Origin of the sequence: Pseudomonas sp. B21-051 (assembly GCF_024748795.1) — a bacterium.
Taxonomy (GTDB): domain Bacteria; phylum Pseudomonadota; class Gammaproteobacteria; order Pseudomonadales; family Pseudomonadaceae; genus Aquipseudomonas; species Aquipseudomonas putida_A.
Genome location: NZ_CP087166.1, coordinates 965,163 through 983,127 on the forward strand (window position 1 = coordinate 965,163; position 17,965 = coordinate 983,127).

A 17,965-nucleotide genomic window follows, 5' to 3' on the forward strand; every position below is an offset into this window, starting at 1 on the left:
TTTTTAATTGCTGACGCTGACGCCGTAGAAGGAGTTCAAGCCGAATGGGCTGATCTTGAAGTCCTGCACGTTGGCGCGCATGGGTTGATACACCGTCGAGTGAGCGATAGGTGTCATTGGGACTGCATCTTTGAGGACGTGTTGCGCCTGTTTGTACAGTTCGGTGCGCTTGGCCTGGTCGGTAGTGCGCTTGGCTTCCTTGACGAGACCGTCGAACTTCTTGTCGCACCACTTGGAGAAGTTGTTGCCGCTGAGCGAGTCGCAGCCGAACAGCACGTTCAGCCAGTTGTCCGGATCACCATTGTCACCGCTCCAGCCAATGATCATGGCCTGGTTCTCGCCACCTTTGGAACGCTTGATGTACTCGCCCCACTCGTAGCTGGTGATCTTCACGTTCAGGCCGATCTTCTTCCAGTCGGACTGGAGCATTTCAGCCATCAGCTTGGCGTTCGGGTTGTACGGACGCTGTACCGGCATCGCCCACAGAACGATCTCGGTACCTTCCTTGACGCCAGCTTCCTTGAGCAGTTGCTTGGCTTTTTCAGGATCGTATTTGGCGTCCTTGATGGTGGTGTCGTAGGACCACTGGGTCGGTGGCATGGCGTTGACGGCCAGCTGGCCGGCGCCCTGGTAAACCGAATCGATGATCTGCGGCTTGTTCACCGCCATGTCCAGCGCCTGACGTACGCGCAAGTCAGCCAGCGGGTTAGCCTCGTTGCTGCCCTTGACCTTGTCCATCACGTTGTAGGCGATGTAGCCCAGGTTGAAACCGGCCTGGTCAGGCATCTTCAGGGTCTTGTCGGCCTTGAGCGCCGCGAGATCCGCTGGACGCGGGAACAGGGTGACCTGGCACTCGTTCTTTTTCAGTTTCTGGATACGTACCGACGGGTCGGTGGTGATGGCGAAGATCAGGTTGTCGATCTTCACGTCGTCCGGCTTCCAGTAATCCTTGTTGCCGGTGTAACGGATGTTCGAGTCTTTCTGGTAGCTCTTGAACACGAACGGGCCAGTGCCGATCGGCTTCTGGTTGATGTCGGCAGCCTTGCCTTCCTTGAGCAGTTGGGCTGCGTATTCGGCGGACTGGATCGAGGCGAAGCTCATGGCCATGTTCTGGATGAACGCGGCGTCGACTTCTTTCAGGGTGAACTTGACGGTGTGGTCGTCGACTTTATCGATCTTGGTGATGTTGGTGTCCATCCCCATGTCGGTGAAGTACGGGAATTCGGTCGGGTACGCCTTACGGAACGGGTCATCCTTGTTAATCATGCGATTGAAGGTGAACAGTACGTCGTCGGCGTTGAACTCACGAGTCGGCTTGAAATACGGGGTGGTGTGGAACTTGACGCCTTCGCGCAGGTGGAAGGTGTACGTCAGGCCGTCCGGGGAAATGTCCCAGCTGGTGGCCAGGCCCGGGATAACGGCGGTGCCGCCACGCTCGAACTGGCTCAGACGGTTGAACATGGTTTCGGCTGAGGCGTCGAAGTCGGTTCCGGTGGTGTACTGGCCTGGATCAAAACCGGCCGGGCTCCCTTCGGAGCAGAACACCAGGTTAGTCGCAGCGGATGCGAAAGGTGCGGAGGCTAACAAGCCTGCGCCGACTAAAAACGGAATGACCGCGTGTTTAAGCATGTTGGCCTCATGATTTGTTGTCATTTTTTAATATTGAGGTACGACCTCGTGAGTCGTGCCTGCGGATACTTATGCAGGGGCCATACCCAATGCAAGATCCAGAGCGACTGCCGGCCTCAAAGCGTGGCACGAACGTACCTTAATGTCGCATTTGTATAAGAGTTGACGCATTTGACCGTTTGCGGCCGTTTTTTACGGTGCAAACCAAGCCCCAAAACGGTGCGTCGGTCACGTTGTGCGCGCCGCCTTGGGGCTTGGTGTTACTTATTTAGACCCACGCCGTAGAAGGGTGTCAGGCCAAAAGGACTGATCTTGAAGTCGGTGACTTCCTTGCGCAGCGGCTGGAATACCGTGGAGTTGGCAATCGGGGTGATCGGCACTTGCTGTTTAAGGATCAGTTGCGCCTGTTGATACAGTTTTACCCGTTGCGCCTTGTCGGTCGTCACCTTGGCCTGCTGCACCAGTTTGTCGTAGGCCGGGTCGCACCACTTGGCGTAGTTGCTGCCCTTGACCGCCGCGCAGCTGTAGAGCACGCCGAGCCAGTTGTCCGGGTCGCCGTTGTCACCTGTCCAACCATAGATCATCGCGTCGTGTTCGCCATTTTTCGCGCGCTTGATGTACTCGCCCCATTCGTAGCTGACGATATTGGCCTTGATCCCGACCTTGTCCCAATCCTGCTGGATCATCTGCGCCGACATCCGCGCGTTCGGGTTTGAGGCGCGCTGCACGGTCATTGCCCACAAGTTGATGGTGGTACCTGGCGCAACACCCGCTTCCTTGAGTAATGCCTTGGCTTTCACCGGGTCATAGGGAGCGTCCTTGATGTTCGGGTCATACGACCATTGCGCCGGTGGCAAGGCGTTCTGTGCCAATTGGCCGGCAGTCTGGTAAACGGCTTTGATGATCGCCGGTTTGTCGATGGCCATGTCCAGCGCCTGACGTACCTTGAGCTGATCCAGCGGCGGGTGAGTGGTGTTGTAGGCGAGGAAGCCGAGGTTGAAACCGGCCTGCTTCAATACGCGCAGATTCGGGTCTTGTTCCATCACTTCGATGTCGGCCGGGCGTGGATAGCCGCTGACCTGGCATTCGCCGGTCTTGAGTTTTTGCAGGCGTACGGCGGCGTCGGGGGTGATCGAGAAGATCAGGTTGTCGATTTTTACGTCTTCGGGTTTCCAATAGGCCGGGTTGGCGGCGTAGCGGATCTGCGAATCTTTCTGGTAACGCTTGAACACGAACGGGCCGGTGCCGACGGGTTTCTGGTTGAGGTCGGCAGCTTTGCCTTCCTTTAATAGCTGGGCGGCGTATTCGGCCGATTGCACCGAGGCGAAGCTCATGGCGAGGTTTTGCACGAACGCGGCGTCGACGTTGTTGAGGTTGAAGCGCACGGTGTTGTCGTCGAGCTTTTCGACCGATTTGATCGTGGTGTTCAGGCCCATGTCGGTGAAGTACGGGGACTCGGCGGGGTAGGCCTTGCGGAAGGCGTTGTCCGGGTCGAGCAGGCGCTGGAAGGTGAACAGCACGTCGTCGGCGTTGAAATCGCGGGTTGGGGTGAAGTATTCCGTGGTGTGGAATTTTACGTTTTGGCGCAGGTGGAAGGTGTACTGGAGGCCGTCCGGGCTTACGTCCCAGTTGGTTGCCAGGCCGGGTTCGACTTCGGTGCCGCCGCGCTGGAATTGGGTGAGGCGGTTGAAGACGGTTTCGGCGGAGGCGTCGAAGTCGGTGCCGCTGGTGTATTGGCTGGGGTCGAAGCCGGCGGGGCTGGCTTCGGAGCAGTAGACCAGGGTTGTGGCGGCGTTGGCGATCGGGGCTATGGCTGTCAGTGCGAGGGTGATCAGTAGTGGTTTCAGGGTGAATCTTTCCATGGAGTCCCCGGGATTTTTGAGGTGGTTGTTTTTTCAGGTTAGCGGGGATTTGGGTGTGTTCGGAAATATCGTTTTTCCTGTTGGGGTGTCTATCTCGGTATATGTGGCGGCTTTTGTCGGGTACATATCCGTTGCTGCGGTAACGGCTGCTTAAGGTTTCGCCCTTACGGCGACTCACTTTTTTTACAAACGCCTAAAAAAAGTAAGCAAAAAAACGCTTGCTCCTGCGTTCGGCCCGCTCGCTAAAGCTCGGGGTCCCTTCGCTGCGGGATCGATCCGGGGGCAGCGCCTACGGTTTGCTTCGCTGCACCTCCTCTCGCTGTGTTTGGCTGCGCCAAACGGTCGCTACGCTCCCACCCCCGGATCAATCCCTCCACTCAGCCTTCCGACGTCGCCCGTGGATCAAGATCAAGAGCGGCAGCCGAGCTTGCGCTCATCCTGGAGTGGGGCGGCATGCGCCGCGTGCGGGTTGTACTTATCTTCCCTGTAGGAGCTGCCGCAGGCTGCGATCTTTTGATCTTGCTTTTGAATTGTGAAAGTCAAAGTCAAAGTCAAAAGATCGCAGCCTTCGGCAGCTCCTACAGTGAGTGGGGTTGTGTTTAAAAGTGTGTGAGAAAACCAGAACCTTCCCACAAGGTTTTCAGGTTGTCCCTCGGACGTCAGCTCTCTAGCCTTGAGCTGTCGCTGAAAACTCAGCGATCGGGTGTGAGAACCCGTAGGAACTGTTAATCCACAATCAGTACCACCATAATTGCCGCCGGCATTTCTGCTGCTGCAATGTTCTATGGCGGCTGTGTGCGGGCGGGCTTCGGTCCGGCCGGGCTTGTTCCTACCGGTTTCTCACCCCGCACATTGCTGCCACCACTCCGCCGCGTGAGAAACGGCGCGTGAATGGCTATTGATTAGGAACGCTATCAATGTCCAAGCCTGTCCCCGATCCACCCCAAGAAACAACCCCACTCGCCGAAGCCCTCCACGCCGAAGACCTCGCAAAAAACCGCGAAGCGATCAAACGTGCCCTCGATTTCTACCTCAGCCCCGAAGCCACAAAACCGCGTCCACCCAGTTCGATGTTCCTCGTCCATCCGGGCATCGACACGGAAAGTCTGCTGGCGCATGCCTGTGAGTCCCTGGCCTCGGCCAACACCATGGCCAGCGATTTCGCCGATCAGCTCAGTCGCCCGCAGCGCAATACGGCGCTGGCGATTCAGCAGATCATCATGCTGGCTGAACTGGCGGTGAATCGGGCGCTGGATCGGGTTGATCCGCAGGCTTGAGACCGCGTTATCGTTCTTCGCGAGCAAGCTCGCTCCCACAGGAGTGCGCATTTCAATGTGGGAGCGAGCCTGCTCGCGAAGGCGTCAGATCAAACAACACAAATCCCAGGCACAAAAAAACCGGCGATCATCCTCTGATCGCCGGTTTTTCATTCAGCCCACATCAATTCACTGCATCAGCACTTCAATCGAGCCATCCGCGGTCAGGCTGACCTGGCTGGTGCCGGCTTCAACTTCTGGCGTGACCGGTGCCGAATCCGCCATCCCGGCGGCTTTCATCATCATCGGGGCGCGCATGTACGGTTGTGGATAACCGTTGCTGTTGAGGTTCAGGTTGACGATTTTGTAGCCCTTGCCGCCCAGTGCGTCAGTGGCCAATTGCGCGCGGGCCTTGAAGGCGCTGACGGCTTCTTTCAGCAACTTGTCCTCGCTGGCCTTGCGGGTCGGCTCGGCGATGGCGAAGTCCATGCCGCCCATTTTCAGGTCGGTCAGCAGTTCGCCGGTGAGTTTGGACAGGGCGGCGAAGTCGGCGCTTTCCAGGCGCAGTTCGGCGCGTTCACGCCAACCGGTGATTTTCTGGCCCTTGGTGTCGTAGATCGGGTAGCTGTTGCGGCTGCCCTGGCGCAGGGTGATGTCTTTGACTTGCTTGGCCTGTGCGAGTGCCTTGTTCATGGTGGTGCTGACGTCGGCGGCGAGTTTGGCCGGGTCGGTGTTTTGCGCTTCGGTGTAGAGCGTCACGATCATCAGGTCGCGGGCCACTTCCTGGCTGACTTCGGCGCGCAGGGAGATCTGGTTGTAGTGCAGCTCATCGGCGGCCATCGCCGGAAGGCTGGCGATGCTGCCGACGGTCAGGGCGAGAAGGGCGGCGCTGCGGCGAAATGTGTGCATGAAGGCTCCTTGAATAATGTGCAGGTGTTGGTTCGTCCCTGCGTGAAACCATCAGACTCTAGCTTTTATGCTCCGGTTCGCCCAGTTACAACTTCTATACAGATGGCCGGGCTGCTGCGCAGCCATTCGCGAGCAGGCTCGCTCCCACTTTTGAAATGCATTCCCCTGTGGGAGCGAGCCTGCTCGCGAAGACGCCCTTATAGCCGCCGAAAATGTTTTCGCCATGTGGTCATTTGCCGCACTTTCGCCTCTCAAAGCTGCGGCTTGGTTATACTCCGTGCGATCCGCCTGGAGCGCTCATCAGGAGAGCTCATGCTCGCCCCCGTACAACTGACTTCCGCCACTCGCCAGAACCTCTGGCGGCTGACTTTCATCCGCACCCTGGTGCTCGCCGCGCAGGCCGGTTCTGTAGGCCTGGCCTACTGGCTGCAACTGCTGCCGTTGCCGTGGGTGCAACTGGCGATGACCCTCGGCTGCTCGATTCTGCTCTGCGTGTTCACCGCCGTGCGACTGCGCACTTCATGGCCGGTGACCGAACTCGAATACGCCCTGCAACTGGCCTGCGATCTGGTGATCCACAGTGCGCTGCTGTATTTCTCCGGCGGTTCGACCAACCCGTTCGTTTCCTATTATCTGGTGCCACTGACCATCGCGGCGGTGACGCTGCCGTGGCGTTATTCGGTGATTCTGTCGGGTATTGCGCTGGCGCTGTACACCGTGATGCTCACGCGTTTCTATCCATTGGAAACCCTGCCGGTGGCCCGCGAGAACCTGCAGATCTACGGCATGTGGCTGAGCTTCGCCCTCGCTGCTGCGGTGATCACGTTCTTTGCTGCGCGCATGGCCGAAGAGCTGCGTCGTCAGGAAGAATTGCGCGCGATTCGTCGCGAAGAAGGCTTGCGCGATCAGCAATTGCTCGCCGTCGCCACTCAGGCGGCTGGCGCCGCGCATGAACTCGGCACACCGCTGGCGACCATGAGTGTGTTGCTCAAGGAGATGCAGCAGGATCACCCTGACGCGATGCTGCAGGACGATCTCAAGGTGCTGCAGGATCAGGTCAAACTTTGCAAAGAAACCCTGCAACAATTGGTGCGCGCTGCCGAAGCCAACCGCCGTATGGCGGTGGAGATGCAGGACGTCACCCAATGGCTCGACGAAGCGCTGAACCGCTGGCACCTGATGCGTCCGGAAGCCAGTTACCGTTTCCAGCGTCTCGGCCAGGGCACGGTGCCGCGCATGGCCCCGCCGCCTGATCTGACCCAGGCGCTGCTCAACCTGCTGAACAATGCCGCCGACGCCTGCCCGGAAAATCTTCAGGTGACGCTGGACTGGGACGCGGAAACCGTGACCATCAGCATTCGTGACCACGGCGCCGGTGTGCCGCTGGCCATCGCCGAGCAGATCGGCAAACCGTTTTTTACCACCAAGGGCAAAGGTTTCGGCCTGGGCCTGTTTTTGAGCAAAGCCAGCGTGACACGCGCCGGCGGCTCAGTGAAACTCTATAGTCATGAGGAAGGCGGCACGCTCACCGAGCTGCGCCTGCCCCACGGCGCCCGAGGAGACCAACATGAGTGACGAAATCCAAGTCGAAGGCGAAGAACTGCCGCATTTGCTGCTGGTCGACGACGACGCAACGTTCACCCGAGTAATGGCCCGTGCCATGGCTCGTCGTGGCTTTCGCGTCAGCACCGCCGGTTCCGCCGAAGAAGGCCTGACCATCGCCCAGGCCGACCTGCCGGACTACGCCGCGCTCGACCTGAAAATGGACGGCGACTCCGGCCTGGTGCTGCTGCCCAAGCTGCTGGAGCTGGATCCGGAAATGCGCGTGGTGATCCTCACCGGTTATTCGAGCATTGCCACCGCGGTCGAAGCGATCAAGCGCGGCGCCTGCAACTACCTGTGCAAACCGGCCGACGCCGACGACGTACTGGCCGCGCTGCTCTCCGAGCACGCCGACCTCGACAGCCTGGTGCCGGAAAACCCGATGTCGGTTGACCGCTTGCAGTGGGAGCACATCCAGCGTGTGCTGACCGAGCACGAAGGCAACATCTCCGCCACTGCCCGCGCCCTGGGCATGCACCGCCGCACCCTGCAGCGCAAACTGCAGAAGCGCCCGGTTCGTCGCTGAACCAGCGCTGAACGGCCATCGCCAGCTCTCGCGATAACGCGCACCGATCAACTATGATCGGTGCGTGTCTGTTCTTTTCTTTATCGAGCCTTTTCCATGAATCAGAACGCTGAATATTCCGCGGTCAACGATGCTGTGCGCGGGCAGTTTTTTCGCAAGGTGTGGGCGATCATCACGCCTTACTGGCGCAGCGAAGAGAAGGGCAAGGCCTGGACGCTGCTGATTGCGGTAATCGCACTCTCGCTGCTCAGCGTGGGTATCTCGGTGTGGTTCAACACCTGGTACAAGGATTTTTACAACGCCCTGCAAAAGAAGGATGAAGCAGCGTTCTGGCGCTTGATTCTGTATTTTTGCGGCATTGCGGCCGTGGCGATTGTCGGTGCCGTGTACCGGCTGTATCTGACCCAGATGCTGACGATTCGCTGGCGGGCCTGGCTCACCGAAAAGCATTTCTCCCGTTGGCTTGCCGACAAGAATTACTACCAGCTGGAGCAGGGCGGTTACACCGATAACCCGGACCAGCGGATTTCCGAAGACCTCAACAACTTCACCTCCAACACCCTTGAGCTGGGGATCGGCCTGCTGCGCAATATTGTCAGTCTGGTGTCGTTCTCGATCATTTTGTGGGGCGTGTCGGGCAGCATCGAAGTCTATGGCATCACCATTCCCGGCTACATGTTCTGGTGCGTGCTGGTCTACGCCGTGGTGGGCAGCTGGCTGACGCATTTGATCGGTCGTCGCCTGATCGGCCTGAACAACCAACAACAACGCTTCGAAGCCGACCTGCGTTTTTCCATGGTGCGGATTCGCGAGAATGCCGAGAGCATTGCGCTGTATAACGGCGAGCCGAACGAAAATCGCCGCTTGAGCAACCGTTTCGGCATGGTCTGGCATAACTTCTGGGACATCATGAAAGTGTCCAAGCGCCTGACATTTTTCACCGCCGGTTACAGCCAGGCTGCGATCATTTTCCCGTTTATCGTTGCGTCGCCGCGTTACCTCGCCGGCAAGATCGAACTTGGCGAGCTGATGCAGATCAGCTCGGCGTTCGGCAACGTCCAGGAGAGTTTCAGTTGGTTCATCAGTGCGTATCAGAGCCTCGCGTCCTGGCGCGCTACCTGTGATCGTCTGCTGAGCTTCCGTCAGGCCATGACCGATAACGAGCAGCGCGTTCCGGCCATCGATGTGCAGAATCAGGGCAGTGAATTGCAAGTGCACAAGCTTGGCCTGGATTTGGCCGATGGTCGTCACCTGCTGACCAATGCCGACATGACGGTAGAGCCGGGTGAGCGTGTAATGCTCAGCGGTCGTTCCGGCAGCGGCAAGTCCACGTTGCTGCGAGCGATGGGACATCTGTGGCCGGCGGGGCACGGCAATATCCGGCTGCCGGCGGCGCGTTACCTGTTTCTGCCGCAGAAACCGTACCTGCCGATCGGCACCCTGCGCGAGGCCTTGAGTTATCCACAACCGAGTGAGACCTACGCGCCTGAGCGTTATGCCGAGGTGCTGGAAATCTGTCGGTTGCCGCATCTGGTCGCGCGTCTGGACGAAGCCAATCACTGGCAGCGCATGCTGTCGCCGGGTGAGCAGCAACGTCTGGCCTTCGCTCGTGCCATGCTTTATGCACCACAATGGCTGTACATGGACGAAGCGACGTCGGCGATGGATGAAGAGGATGAGGCAACGTTGTATCAGGCGCTGATCGATCAGTTGCCGGGGCTGAGCATTGTCAGCGTCGGCCATCGCAGCAGCCTCAAGCGTTTCCACCCACGGCACGTGCGGATCGACAGCGGGCATCTGGTGGAACAGGCCGTGACCGCCTGACCCACAGAAATCCCCCTGTAGGAGCTGCCGCAGGCTGCGATCTTTTGATCTTGAAAAACAACATCAAAAAGATCGCAGCCTGCGGCAGCTCCTACAGGGGAAGTCCGTGACGAGTGATCGTACAACCCGCCTGAGCTATGATGCTCACCAAGCCGAATTTTCGAGACCAGACGTTGACCATGGAAAACCCGATCGACACCCCACGCCTCCCGCGCAAGCGCCGCAGCCTGGCCCAGGAGCTGGTGACGGTGCTGACCGAACAGATCCGCGACGGTCTGCTCAAGCGCGGCGACAAATTGCCCACCGAGTCGGCGATCATGCAGGAGCATGGCGTCAGCCGCACCGTGGTGCGCGAGGCTATTTCCCGCTTGCAAGCCGCCGGCCAGGTGGAAACCCGCCACGGCATCGGCACCTTCGTGCTCGACACGCCGAGCCCCAGCGGTTTCCGCATCGACCCGGCGACGGTCGTCACCCTGCGTGATGTGCTGGCGATTCTCGAATTGCGCATCAGCCTGGAAGTCGAGTCCGCCGGCCTCGCCGCGCAACGCCGCAGTCCCGAACAACTGGCGACCATGCGCGCCGCCCTCGATGCGCTGAACGACAGCGTGGCCCACGCCAGCGATGCGGTGGCCTCGGACTTCGCCTTCCACCTGGAAATCGCCCTGTCCACCGGCAACCGCTATTTCACCGACATCATGACCCACCTGGGCACCAGCATCATTCCGCGTACGCGGCTGAATTCGGCGCGCCTGGCCCATGACGATCAGCAGCACTACATGAATCGTCTGAGCCGTGAGCACGAAGAGATTTATGACGCAATTGCCCGCCAGGATTCCGATGCGGCGCGGGCGGCGATGCGCCTGCATTTGACCAACAGCCGTGAGCGGTTGCGTCAGGCGCATGAAGAGGCGCAGGCGCAGCGCGGGTGAGTGTCTGGCGGTCTATGTGCGCCTGACATACCGCCATCGCTGGCAAGCCAGCTCCCACAGGTTCATATGTTGAAGCGGATTTCGTGTACGACATCAGTCACTGTGGGAGCTGGCTTGCCAGCGATGAGGCCGGTGAGTTCAGCGCGGCAATATCGAGCGATCCACCCTCACTGCCAAGTCCGCTTTTCCCGGCGACACTGCAAACGCCACCAAACCGTCCTCATCCACAACCCCCCGCGCAATCGGCTTGCCGTCCGCCAGCAACTCCAGCGGCGCGCCTTGCAGCGACTGCCCCGACGCCAATTCCAGTTTCAATCTGATCGTCATGCTCATTCTCCTTGATTGACGTTGCCCGTCGGGTGGTAGTCCTTGAGCAGCAGGTACGTGCTCCAGCCCCACCAGTCGTCGACGGTGGCGGTGTCGTTGAGGTTGTTCACGTCTTTGCGCCGCAGCACCTTGCCGCCCTCGACGCGGAACAGCGGCGCGAAGTTATTCGAAAGATTCAGCACCGCCGTCAGATCCGGCAGGCGTTGCAGCGCTGCAAACGTCGAAGGGGCGGGCACGTTGCCGCTGAGGTAAGCGGCGAAGATTTCGTTCGCCGAGGCCTGCACCGCCAGATTGACCTGGGTGCGGTTGTCCGCATCGCTCGCATCGAAGTAGCGTTTGTCGCCGTAGGCGCGCCATTGATCGCCATGGGCGTTGCGCACTTTGAGGCCGAATTTGCTGTCTTCGTCGTGCATGAAACGGGTCACCAGCGAGCCGAGATCGCTCGGCGTGACCACCGCCGCCATCTCTTTACGCGGTACCCGCAGGTGGCCGGCAGAGAACAGGTCAGTGAGGAAGTGGTCGGCAAACGCGTTCATCGCGTAGGCCCGTTCCAATTGTTGTTCATCGTGAGTGGCGCGGGCCGCGACCGCGGTTTGCAGGGCGGCGGTGTGGCCGGCGATGTAGGCCAGTCTGGCCCATTCGCCGAAGTGGTCGGCGTTGTTCGCCGCCAGTTTCAGATAACGCCCAAGCGGGAACATCGCGGAGACAAAACTGCCGCCACCGGTGATCTTGTTCCACTCTTCGGACAACGTATCTCCGAGGGCGTCGTAGGCTTCGTGCGGTGATTTGCCGTCCTTGATCGCCTGTTTAACCGCGTCGATCTCTTTTTGCATGACCGCGAGAATCTGCGTGGCCTCGGCGCGGGAGGCCGGGAGTACGGCTAGGGAGTCGAAGGCGGCATTGAATCGGTTCAGGCGATCGGCTGGAGTCGCGCCTTCGTTGATCGGTCGGTCGATCACGCCGTAGAAATCTCCGGCCAGCGCCACTACCTGGCCGTAGCTCAGCGCGAGACCGTTGGGCAAGTGCAAGGGCAGGTTTTGCGCGCGAACCGGTTCGGCGTTTGCGCTGAAGCGCAGCAGGGTGTTGTCGCCGATGGCCGTGTGTTCTCCGCCTTCGAAGCGCAGTGGCGGTCGAATGCTCAAGGCTTTGCCGGGGAGGGCGGTGGCCGGTGCGACATCGCTGTGGGCGTCGGCAATATGCAGCAGCAGATGCGGATTGTCAGCGTTGAAGTGGATGCCATTTACGGTGAAAAGATCATCGAAACGGGCAATGACCGGCTTGGGTCGTTCCTGTGGTTTTGCATGCAGTCCGGACATTTCTGGCTCCTTGATATGTCGTCGGTGGATTTATTTTTTGCTGTATGGATATACAGTCAAATCGAGCCTAGCCCAGATTTTTCCTACGTCAAGAATGAATCTTGTCCGACAAAAGTGCCGAGCAGCGATGAAATGCAGTTGACGGTTATCTTTTAAGTTGTACGATGACCTACAACTTCAGCGCTGGCTGAACCATAAAACTCACAAAAAATGTTGCTACCCAGGGTGTTCGAAAAATGAATCCACAAGAACTGAAGTCCATCCTCTCCGCCGGTCTGCTGTCGTTCCCGGTCACCGATTTCAATGCCCAGGGCGATTTCAATCGTGCCGGCTACATCAAGCGTCTGGAATGGCTGGCCCCGTACGGCGCGTCGGCACTGTTCGCCGCCGGCGGCACTGGTGAGTTCTTCTCCCTGGCAGCCAGCGAATACTCGGAAATCATCAAGACAGCGGTCGATACCTGCGCCACCAGCGTGCCGATTCTGGCCGGTGTCGGCGGTTCGACCCGTCAAGCCATCGAATACGCACAGGAAGCCGAGCGTCTGGGCGCCAAGGGCCTGTTGCTGCTGCCGCATTACCTGACTGAAGCCAGCCAGGACGGCGTCGCCGCCCACGTTGAAGCGGTGTGCAAATCGGTGAACATCGGCGTGGTGGTCTACAACCGCAATGTCTGCCGCCTGACCGCGCCACTGCTGGAGCGTCTGGCCGAGCGCTGCCCGAACCTGATCGGCTACAAGGACGGTCTGGGCGATATCGAGTTGATGGTGTCGATCCGTCGCCGCCTCGGTGATCGCTTCAGCTACCTCGGCGGCCTGCCGACCGCCGAAGTCTACGCCGCTGCCTACAAGGCGCTGGGCGTGCCGGTCTACTCGTCGGCGGTGTTCAACTTCATCCCGAAAACCGCGATGGACTTCTACCATGCGATTGCCCGCGAAGATCACGCCACCGTCGGCAAGATCATCGACGACTTCTTCCTGCCGTACCTCGACATCCGCAACCGCAAGGCCGGTTACGCCGTGAGCATCGTCAAGGCCGGGGCAAAAATTGCCGGCTATGACGCAGGCCCGGTGCGCGCACCGCTGACCGACCTGACCGGCGAAGAGTACGAAATGCTCGCTGCGCTGATCGACAAGCAAGGCGCGCAATAAACACCGACCCACAAGGCCGCTGAGCAATCAGCGGCTTTTGCGTAGAGAGGAGAATTTTCTGTGGCTGATTCCAAGCGTTACGACAACTACATCAACGGTGAATGGGTCGCCGGTGCCGACTACTCGGCGAACATCAACCCGTCCGAGTTGAGCGACACCATCGGCGACTATGCCAAGGCTGACCTGACTCAGGTTAACGCCGCCATCGATGCGGCCCGCGCCGCGTTTCCGGCGTGGTCGACTTCGGGCATTCAGGCCCGTCACGATGCGCTGGATAAAGTCGGCACGGAAATCCTCGCCCGTCGCGAAGAACTCGGCACCCTGCTCGCCCGGGAAGAGGGCAAGACCCTGCCCGAAGCCATCGGCGAAGTGACCCGCGCCGGCAACATCTTCAAGTTTTTCGCCGGTGAATGCCTGCGTCTGTCCGGCGACTACGTGCCGTCGGTGCGCCCGGGCGTCAACGTCGAAGTGACCCGCGAAGCCCTCGGCGTGGTCGGTCTGATCACCCCGTGGAACTTCCCGATTGCCATCCCGGCATGGAAGATTGCTCCGGCATTGGCCTACGGCAACTGCGTGGTGCTGAAACCGGCGGATCTGGTGCCGGGTTGTGCCTGGGCGCTGGCGGAAATCATCTCCCGTGCAGGCTTCCCGGCTGGTGTGTTCAACCTGGTGATGGGCAGCGGTCGAGTGGTCGGCGAAGCGCTGGTCAACAGCCCGAAAGTCGATGGCATCAGCTTCACCGGTTCGGTGGGTGTTGGCCGGCAGATCGCGGTTAATTGCGTTTCGCGCCAAGCCAAGGTGCAGCTGGAAATGGGCGGCAAGAACCCGCAGATCATTCTCGATGACGCCGACCTCAAACAAGCGGTCGAGCTGTCGGTGCAGAGCGCGTTCTACTCCACCGGTCAGCGTTGCACGGCGTCGAGCCGCCTGATCGTCACCGCCGGGATTCATGACAAATTCGTCGAAGCGATGGCCGAGCGCATGCAGTCGATCAAGGTCGGCCACGCGCTGAAATCCGGCACCGACATCGGCCCGGTGGTTTCCCAGGCGCAGCTTGAGCAGGACATGAAGTACATCGACATCGGCCAGTCCGAGGGTGCGCGTCTGGTCAGCGGCGGTGGTCTGGTGACCTGCGACACCGAAGGCTACTTCCTCGCGCCGACGCTGTTTGCCGACAGCGAAGCGTCGATGCGCATCAGCCGTGAAGAGATCTTCGGCCCGGTGGCCAACGTCGTTCGCGTGGCCGATTACGAGGCGGCGCTGGCGATGGCCAACGACACCGAGTTCGGTCTGTCCGCCGGTATTGCCACCACATCGCTGAAGTACGCCAACCACTTCAAGCGCCATTCGCAAGCGGGGATGGTGATGGTCAACCTGCCGACCGCTGGTGTCGATTACCACGTTCCGTTCGGTGGCCGTAAGGGTTCATCCTATGGCTCACGTGAGCAAGGGCGCTATGCGCAAGAGTTCTACACCGTGGTGAAAACCGCCTACATCGGCTCCTGAAGGAGCACGCGGTGTCGACCCCGACACCGCCCCCCTGTAGGAGCTGCCGAAGGCTGCGATCTTTTGATTTTGTTTTGAAGATCAAGATCAAAAGATCGCAGCCTTCGGCAGCTCCTACAGGGAATACATGCAGCACAACAGATTCACCCGCGCATAAAAATAATCAGTGGGAGTACATCTACATGCAATCGTCCAAGCCGACTCACGTCCGCTATTTGATCCTGCTCATGCTGTTTCTGGTGACCACGATCAACTACGCCGACCGCGCGACCATCGCGATCGCCGGTTCAAGCCTGCAAAAAGACCTCGGCATCGACGCGGTCACCCTCGGTTATATCTTCTCCGCTTTCGGGTGGGCCTACGTCGCCGGGCAGATTCCCGGTGGCTGGCTGCTCGATCGCTTCGGCTCGAAAAAAGTCTATGCCCTGAGCATTTTCACCTGGTCGCTGTTCACCGTACTGCAAGGCTTCGTCGGTGAGTTCGGCATGTCCACGGCGATCGTTGCGCTGTTCATGCTGCGCTTTCTGGTGGGGCTGGCCGAGGCGCCATCGTTTCCCGGCAACGCACGGATTGTCGCGGCCTGGTTCCCGACTGCGGAGCGCGGTACTGCCTCGGCGATCTTCAACTCGGCGCAATACTTCGCCACCGTGCTGTTCGCGCCGCTGATGGGCTGGATCGTCTACACCTTCGGCTGGGAACACGTGTTCATCGTCATGGGTATGTTCGGCATCGTCTTCTCGGGCATCTGGCTCAAGGTTATCCACAGCCCGCGTCAACACCCGATGGCCAACGAAGCCGAAGTGCAGTTCATCGCCGACAACGGCGGCATGGTCGACATGGACGTCAAGCAAGGCAAAAAAGCCGACGGGCCGAAGTGGGATTACATCCGTCAGTTGCTGACCAATCGCATGATGCTCGGTGTATATCTGGGTCAGTACTGCATCAACGGCATCACCTATTTCTTCCTGACCTGGTTCCCGGTGTACCTGGTGCAGGAGCGCGGCATGACTATTCTCAAAGCCGGTTTCATTGCCTCGCTGCCGGCAATCTGCGGTTTCATCGGTGGAGTGCTTGGCGGGGTGATTTCCGATTACTTGCTGCGCAAAGGGCATTCACTGACCTTCGCCCGCAAGGCACCGATCATCGCCGGTCTGCTGGTGTCGAGCAGCATCGTCGCTTGCAACTATGTCGATGTTGAATGGATGGTGGTCGGCTTCATGGCCCTGGCATTCTTTGGCAAAGGCGTGGGCGCGCTGGGTTGGGCGGTGGTGTCCGATACCTCGCCGAAACAGATCGCCGGTCTGAGCGGTGGCCTGTTCAACACCTTCGGTAACATCGCCTCGATTACCACGCCGATCGTGATTGGCTACATCATCAGCTCCACCGGTTCGTTCAAGTGGGCGCTGGTATTCGTCGGTGCCAACGCACTGGTTGCGGTGTTCAGCTACCTGGTGATCGTCGGCCCGATCAAACGTGTGGTGCTCAAAGAGCCGCCAACCAACGGTGGTTCTGAAATCACCGGCAAATTGTCTCAAGCGCATTCCTGAGGAGCGGCGTCATGCAGTTGATTGAACATTCCGACTCGCCGCGCTACATCCGCCTGCACGAGCGGGACAACGTAGTGATTGTGGTCAACGACCAGGGCGTACCGGCCGGCACCGAGTTCCCGGACGGTCTGGTGACCGTGGATTTTGTGCCGCAGAGCCACAAGGTCACCCTCGAGGATATTCCCGAGGGCGGCCAGGTGATTCGCTACGGCCAGACCATCGGTTACGCGTTGCAGCCGATCCCGCGTGGCAGCTGGGTCAAGGAAGATCAACTGCGCATGCCGACCGCGCCGCCGCTGGACAGCTTGCCGCTGTCCACCGAAGTACCGGCCGCGCAGGCCCCGCTGGAAGGCTTCACGTTCGAGGGTTATCGCAACGCCGACGGCACCGTCGGTACGCGCAATATCCTCGGGATCACCACCACGGTGCAGTGCGTGACCGGTGTGCTCGATCACGCGGTGAAACGCATCAAGGACGAGTTGCTGCCGAAGTATCCGCATGTCGATGACGTGGTGGCGCTGACCCACAGTTACGGCTGCGGCGTGGCGATCACCGCCACCGACGCCTATATACCGATCCGCACCGTGCGCAACCTGGCGCGCAACCCGAACCTCGGTGGCGAAGCGTTGGTGATCAGCCTCGGCTGCGAGAAATTGCAGGCCGGGCAGGTGATGCACGAGGACGATGCCTCGGTCGATCTCAGCGAGCCGTGGCTGTATCGCCTTCAGGATTCCAGCCACGGTTTTACCGAGATGATCGAGCAGATCATGGCGCTGGCCGAAGTCCGTTTGAAGAAGCTCGACCAGCGCCGCCGCGAAACCGTGCCGGCCTCCGAGCTGATCCTCGGCATGCAGTGCGGCGGCAGCGATGCGTTCTCCGGCATCACCGCCAACCCGGCGCTGGGTTACGCCTCGGACCTGCTACTGCGCGCCGGGGCGACGGTGATGTTTTCCGAAGTCACCGAAGTGCGCGATGCGATCTATCTGCTGACTTCGCGTGCCGAAACCAAGACCGTGGCGCAGGAACTGGTGCGTGAGATGGACTGGTACGACCGCTATCTGGCCAAGGGCGAAGCGGATCGCAGTGCCAACACCACACCGGGCAACAAGAAGGGTGGGTTGTCGAACATTGTCGAGAAGTCGCTGGGTTCGATCGTCAAATCCGGTAGCAGCGCGATCAATGGCGTGCTCGGCCCGGGCGAGCGTTTCAAGCAGAAGGGTTTGATTTTCTGCGCGACGCCGGCCAGTGATTTTGTCTGCGGCACCTTGCAGTTGGCAGCGGGGATGAACCTGCATGTGTTCACCACCGGGCGGGGTACGCCGTATGGCTTGGCGATGGCGCCAGTGGTCAAGGTCTCGACGCGTACGGAATTGGCGCAGCGCTGGCCGGACCTGATCGACATCGATGCCGGTCGGATTGCCACTGGGCGCGCGACCATCGAGGAATTGGGCTGGGAGTTGTTCCACTACTACTTGGATGTTGCCAGTGGCAAGCAGCAGACCTGGGCGGAGAAGCACAAGCTGCATAACGACATCACCCTGTTCAATCCGGCGCCGATTACCTGATACCGCGTCATCGTTCTTC

14 protein-coding genes are annotated in these 17,965 nt (G+C 59.8%); 9 read left to right on the top strand and 5 right to left on the bottom strand.

The window, feature by feature from the left end:
* Window positions 1-3: 3 nt before the first annotated feature.
* Both LOY52_RS04135 and LOY52_RS04140 read right to left on the bottom strand, forming a co-directional pair.
* Window positions 4-1,629 carry an ABC transporter substrate-binding protein gene (locus LOY52_RS04135; RefSeq protein WP_007966695.1) on the bottom strand — a complete coding sequence of 542 codons (1,626 nt, stop codon included), beginning with the start codon at window positions 1,627-1,629 and terminating at the stop codon, window positions 4-6.
* A gap of 260 nt (window positions 1,630-1,889) precedes the next feature.
* Window positions 1,890-3,491, bottom strand: a complete 1,602-nt coding sequence (locus tag LOY52_RS04140) for an ABC transporter substrate-binding protein (RefSeq protein ID WP_258678341.1) — start codon at window positions 3,489-3,491, stop codon at window positions 1,890-1,892.
* A gap of 917 nt (window positions 3,492-4,408) precedes the next feature.
* Here LOY52_RS04140 and LOY52_RS04145 point away from each other — a divergent pair.
* Entirely contained in the window at window positions 4,409-4,768 is a 360-nt protein-coding gene (locus LOY52_RS04145) for a DUF6124 family protein (protein ID WP_258678343.1), read from the top strand.
* A gap of 168 nt (window positions 4,769-4,936) precedes the next feature.
* Here the strand turns inward: LOY52_RS04145 and LOY52_RS04150 are convergent, their stop codons facing one another.
* Window positions 4,937-5,656 carry an SIMPL domain-containing protein gene (locus LOY52_RS04150; RefSeq protein ID WP_258678344.1) on the bottom strand — a complete coding sequence of 240 codons (720 nt, stop codon included), beginning with the start codon at window positions 5,654-5,656 and terminating at the stop codon, window positions 4,937-4,939.
* A 312-nt stretch (window positions 5,657-5,968) separates the two neighbouring features.
* Between LOY52_RS04150 and LOY52_RS04155 the strand changes: the two genes are divergently transcribed.
* From LOY52_RS04155 to LOY52_RS04170, 4 genes are all read left to right on the top strand, one after another.
* On the top strand, window positions 5,969-7,231 hold the full coding sequence (locus tag LOY52_RS04155; protein ID WP_027610820.1) for an ATP-binding protein: 1,263 nt from the start codon (window positions 5,969-5,971) through the stop codon (window positions 7,229-7,231).
* Window positions 7,224-7,784 carry a response regulator transcription factor gene (locus tag LOY52_RS04160; protein WP_003221630.1) on the top strand — a complete coding sequence of 187 codons (561 nt, stop codon included), beginning with the start codon at window positions 7,224-7,226 and terminating at the stop codon, window positions 7,782-7,784. Before LOY52_RS04155 ends, LOY52_RS04160 begins: the two co-directional genes overlap by 8 nt.
* 96 nt (window positions 7,785-7,880) lie before the next feature.
* Window positions 7,881-9,608 (top strand): ABC transporter ATP-binding protein/permease, encoded by a 1,728-nt coding sequence (locus tag LOY52_RS04165; protein WP_258678347.1) that lies wholly within the window; start codon window positions 7,881-7,883, stop codon window positions 9,606-9,608.
* 179 nt (window positions 9,609-9,787) lie between these two features.
* Window positions 9,788-10,537, top strand: a complete 750-nt coding sequence (locus tag LOY52_RS04170) for a FadR/GntR family transcriptional regulator (RefSeq protein ID WP_178085273.1) — start codon at window positions 9,788-9,790, stop codon at window positions 10,535-10,537.
* Between the two features lie 138 nt (window positions 10,538-10,675).
* On the opposite strand, the gene LOY52_RS04175 is transcribed toward LOY52_RS04170, so the two are convergent.
* Window positions 10,676-10,864 carry a hypothetical protein gene (locus LOY52_RS04175; RefSeq protein WP_258678352.1) on the bottom strand — a complete coding sequence of 63 codons (189 nt, stop codon included), beginning with the start codon at window positions 10,862-10,864 and terminating at the stop codon, window positions 10,676-10,678.
* Window positions 10,865-10,866: 2 nt separating this feature from the next.
* On the bottom strand, window positions 10,867-12,180 hold the full coding sequence (locus LOY52_RS04180; RefSeq protein ID WP_258678355.1) for a phospholipase: 1,314 nt from the start codon (window positions 12,178-12,180) through the stop codon (window positions 10,867-10,869).
* Between the two features lie 236 nt (window positions 12,181-12,416).
* Here LOY52_RS04180 and kdgD point away from each other — a divergent pair, with 236 nt between their 5' ends.
* The 4 genes from kdgD (at window position 12,417) to garD (ending at window position 17,946) form a co-directional block, all read left to right on the top strand.
* Window positions 12,417-13,328 (top strand): 5-dehydro-4-deoxyglucarate dehydratase, encoded by a 912-nt coding sequence (kdgD, locus tag LOY52_RS04185; RefSeq protein ID WP_007981458.1) that lies wholly within the window; start codon window positions 12,417-12,419, stop codon window positions 13,326-13,328.
* 60 nt (window positions 13,329-13,388) lie between these two features.
* Entirely contained in the window at window positions 13,389-14,834 is a 1,446-nt protein-coding gene (locus tag LOY52_RS04190) for an aldehyde dehydrogenase family protein (RefSeq protein WP_027610827.1), read from the top strand.
* A gap of 182 nt (window positions 14,835-15,016) precedes the next feature.
* Window positions 15,017-16,381 (top strand): MFS transporter, encoded by a 1,365-nt coding sequence (locus LOY52_RS04195; RefSeq protein ID WP_258678358.1) that lies wholly within the window; start codon window positions 15,017-15,019, stop codon window positions 16,379-16,381.
* A gap of 11 nt (window positions 16,382-16,392) precedes the next feature.
* Window positions 16,393-17,946 (top strand): galactarate dehydratase, encoded by a 1,554-nt coding sequence (gene garD, locus LOY52_RS04200; protein ID WP_027610829.1) that lies wholly within the window; start codon window positions 16,393-16,395, stop codon window positions 17,944-17,946.
* The last annotated feature ends 19 nt before the right edge of the window (window positions 17,947-17,965 follow it).

Excerpts from the sequence above, each read along its gene's own strand:
- LOY52_RS04165 (WP_258678347.1), top strand. The coding sequence starts at position 7,881 with ATGAATCAGAACGCTGAATATTCCGCGGTCAACGATGCTGTGCGCGGG.
- garD (WP_027610829.1), top strand. The coding sequence starts at position 16,393 with ATGCAGTTGATTGAACATTCCGACTCGCCGCGCTACATCCGCCTGCAC.
- LOY52_RS04195 (WP_258678358.1), top strand. The coding sequence starts at position 15,017 with ATGCAATCGTCCAAGCCGACTCACGTCCGCTATTTGATCCTGCTCATG.
- LOY52_RS04140 (WP_258678341.1), bottom strand. The coding sequence starts at position 3,491 with ATGGAAAGATTCACCCTGAAACCACTACTGATCACCCTCGCACTGACA.
- LOY52_RS04160 (WP_003221630.1), top strand. The coding sequence starts at position 7,224 with ATGAGTGACGAAATCCAAGTCGAAGGCGAAGAACTGCCGCATTTGCTG.
- LOY52_RS04170 (WP_178085273.1), top strand. The coding sequence starts at position 9,788 with ATGGAAAACCCGATCGACACCCCACGCCTCCCGCGCAAGCGCCGCAGC.
- LOY52_RS04145 (WP_258678343.1), top strand. The coding sequence starts at position 4,409 with ATGTCCAAGCCTGTCCCCGATCCACCCCAAGAAACAACCCCACTCGCC.
- LOY52_RS04155 (WP_027610820.1), top strand. The coding sequence starts at position 5,969 with ATGCTCGCCCCCGTACAACTGACTTCCGCCACTCGCCAGAACCTCTGG.
- LOY52_RS04180 (WP_258678355.1), bottom strand. The coding sequence starts at position 12,180 with ATGTCCGGACTGCATGCAAAACCACAGGAACGACCCAAGCCGGTCATT.
- LOY52_RS04135 (WP_007966695.1), bottom strand. The coding sequence starts at position 1,629 with ATGCTTAAACACGCGGTCATTCCGTTTTTAGTCGGCGCAGGCTTGTTA.
- kdgD (WP_007981458.1), top strand. The coding sequence starts at position 12,417 with ATGAATCCACAAGAACTGAAGTCCATCCTCTCCGCCGGTCTGCTGTCG.
- LOY52_RS04175 (WP_258678352.1), bottom strand. The coding sequence starts at position 10,864 with ATGACGATCAGATTGAAACTGGAATTGGCGTCGGGGCAGTCGCTGCAA.
- LOY52_RS04150 (WP_258678344.1), bottom strand. The coding sequence starts at position 5,656 with ATGCACACATTTCGCCGCAGCGCCGCCCTTCTCGCCCTGACCGTCGGC.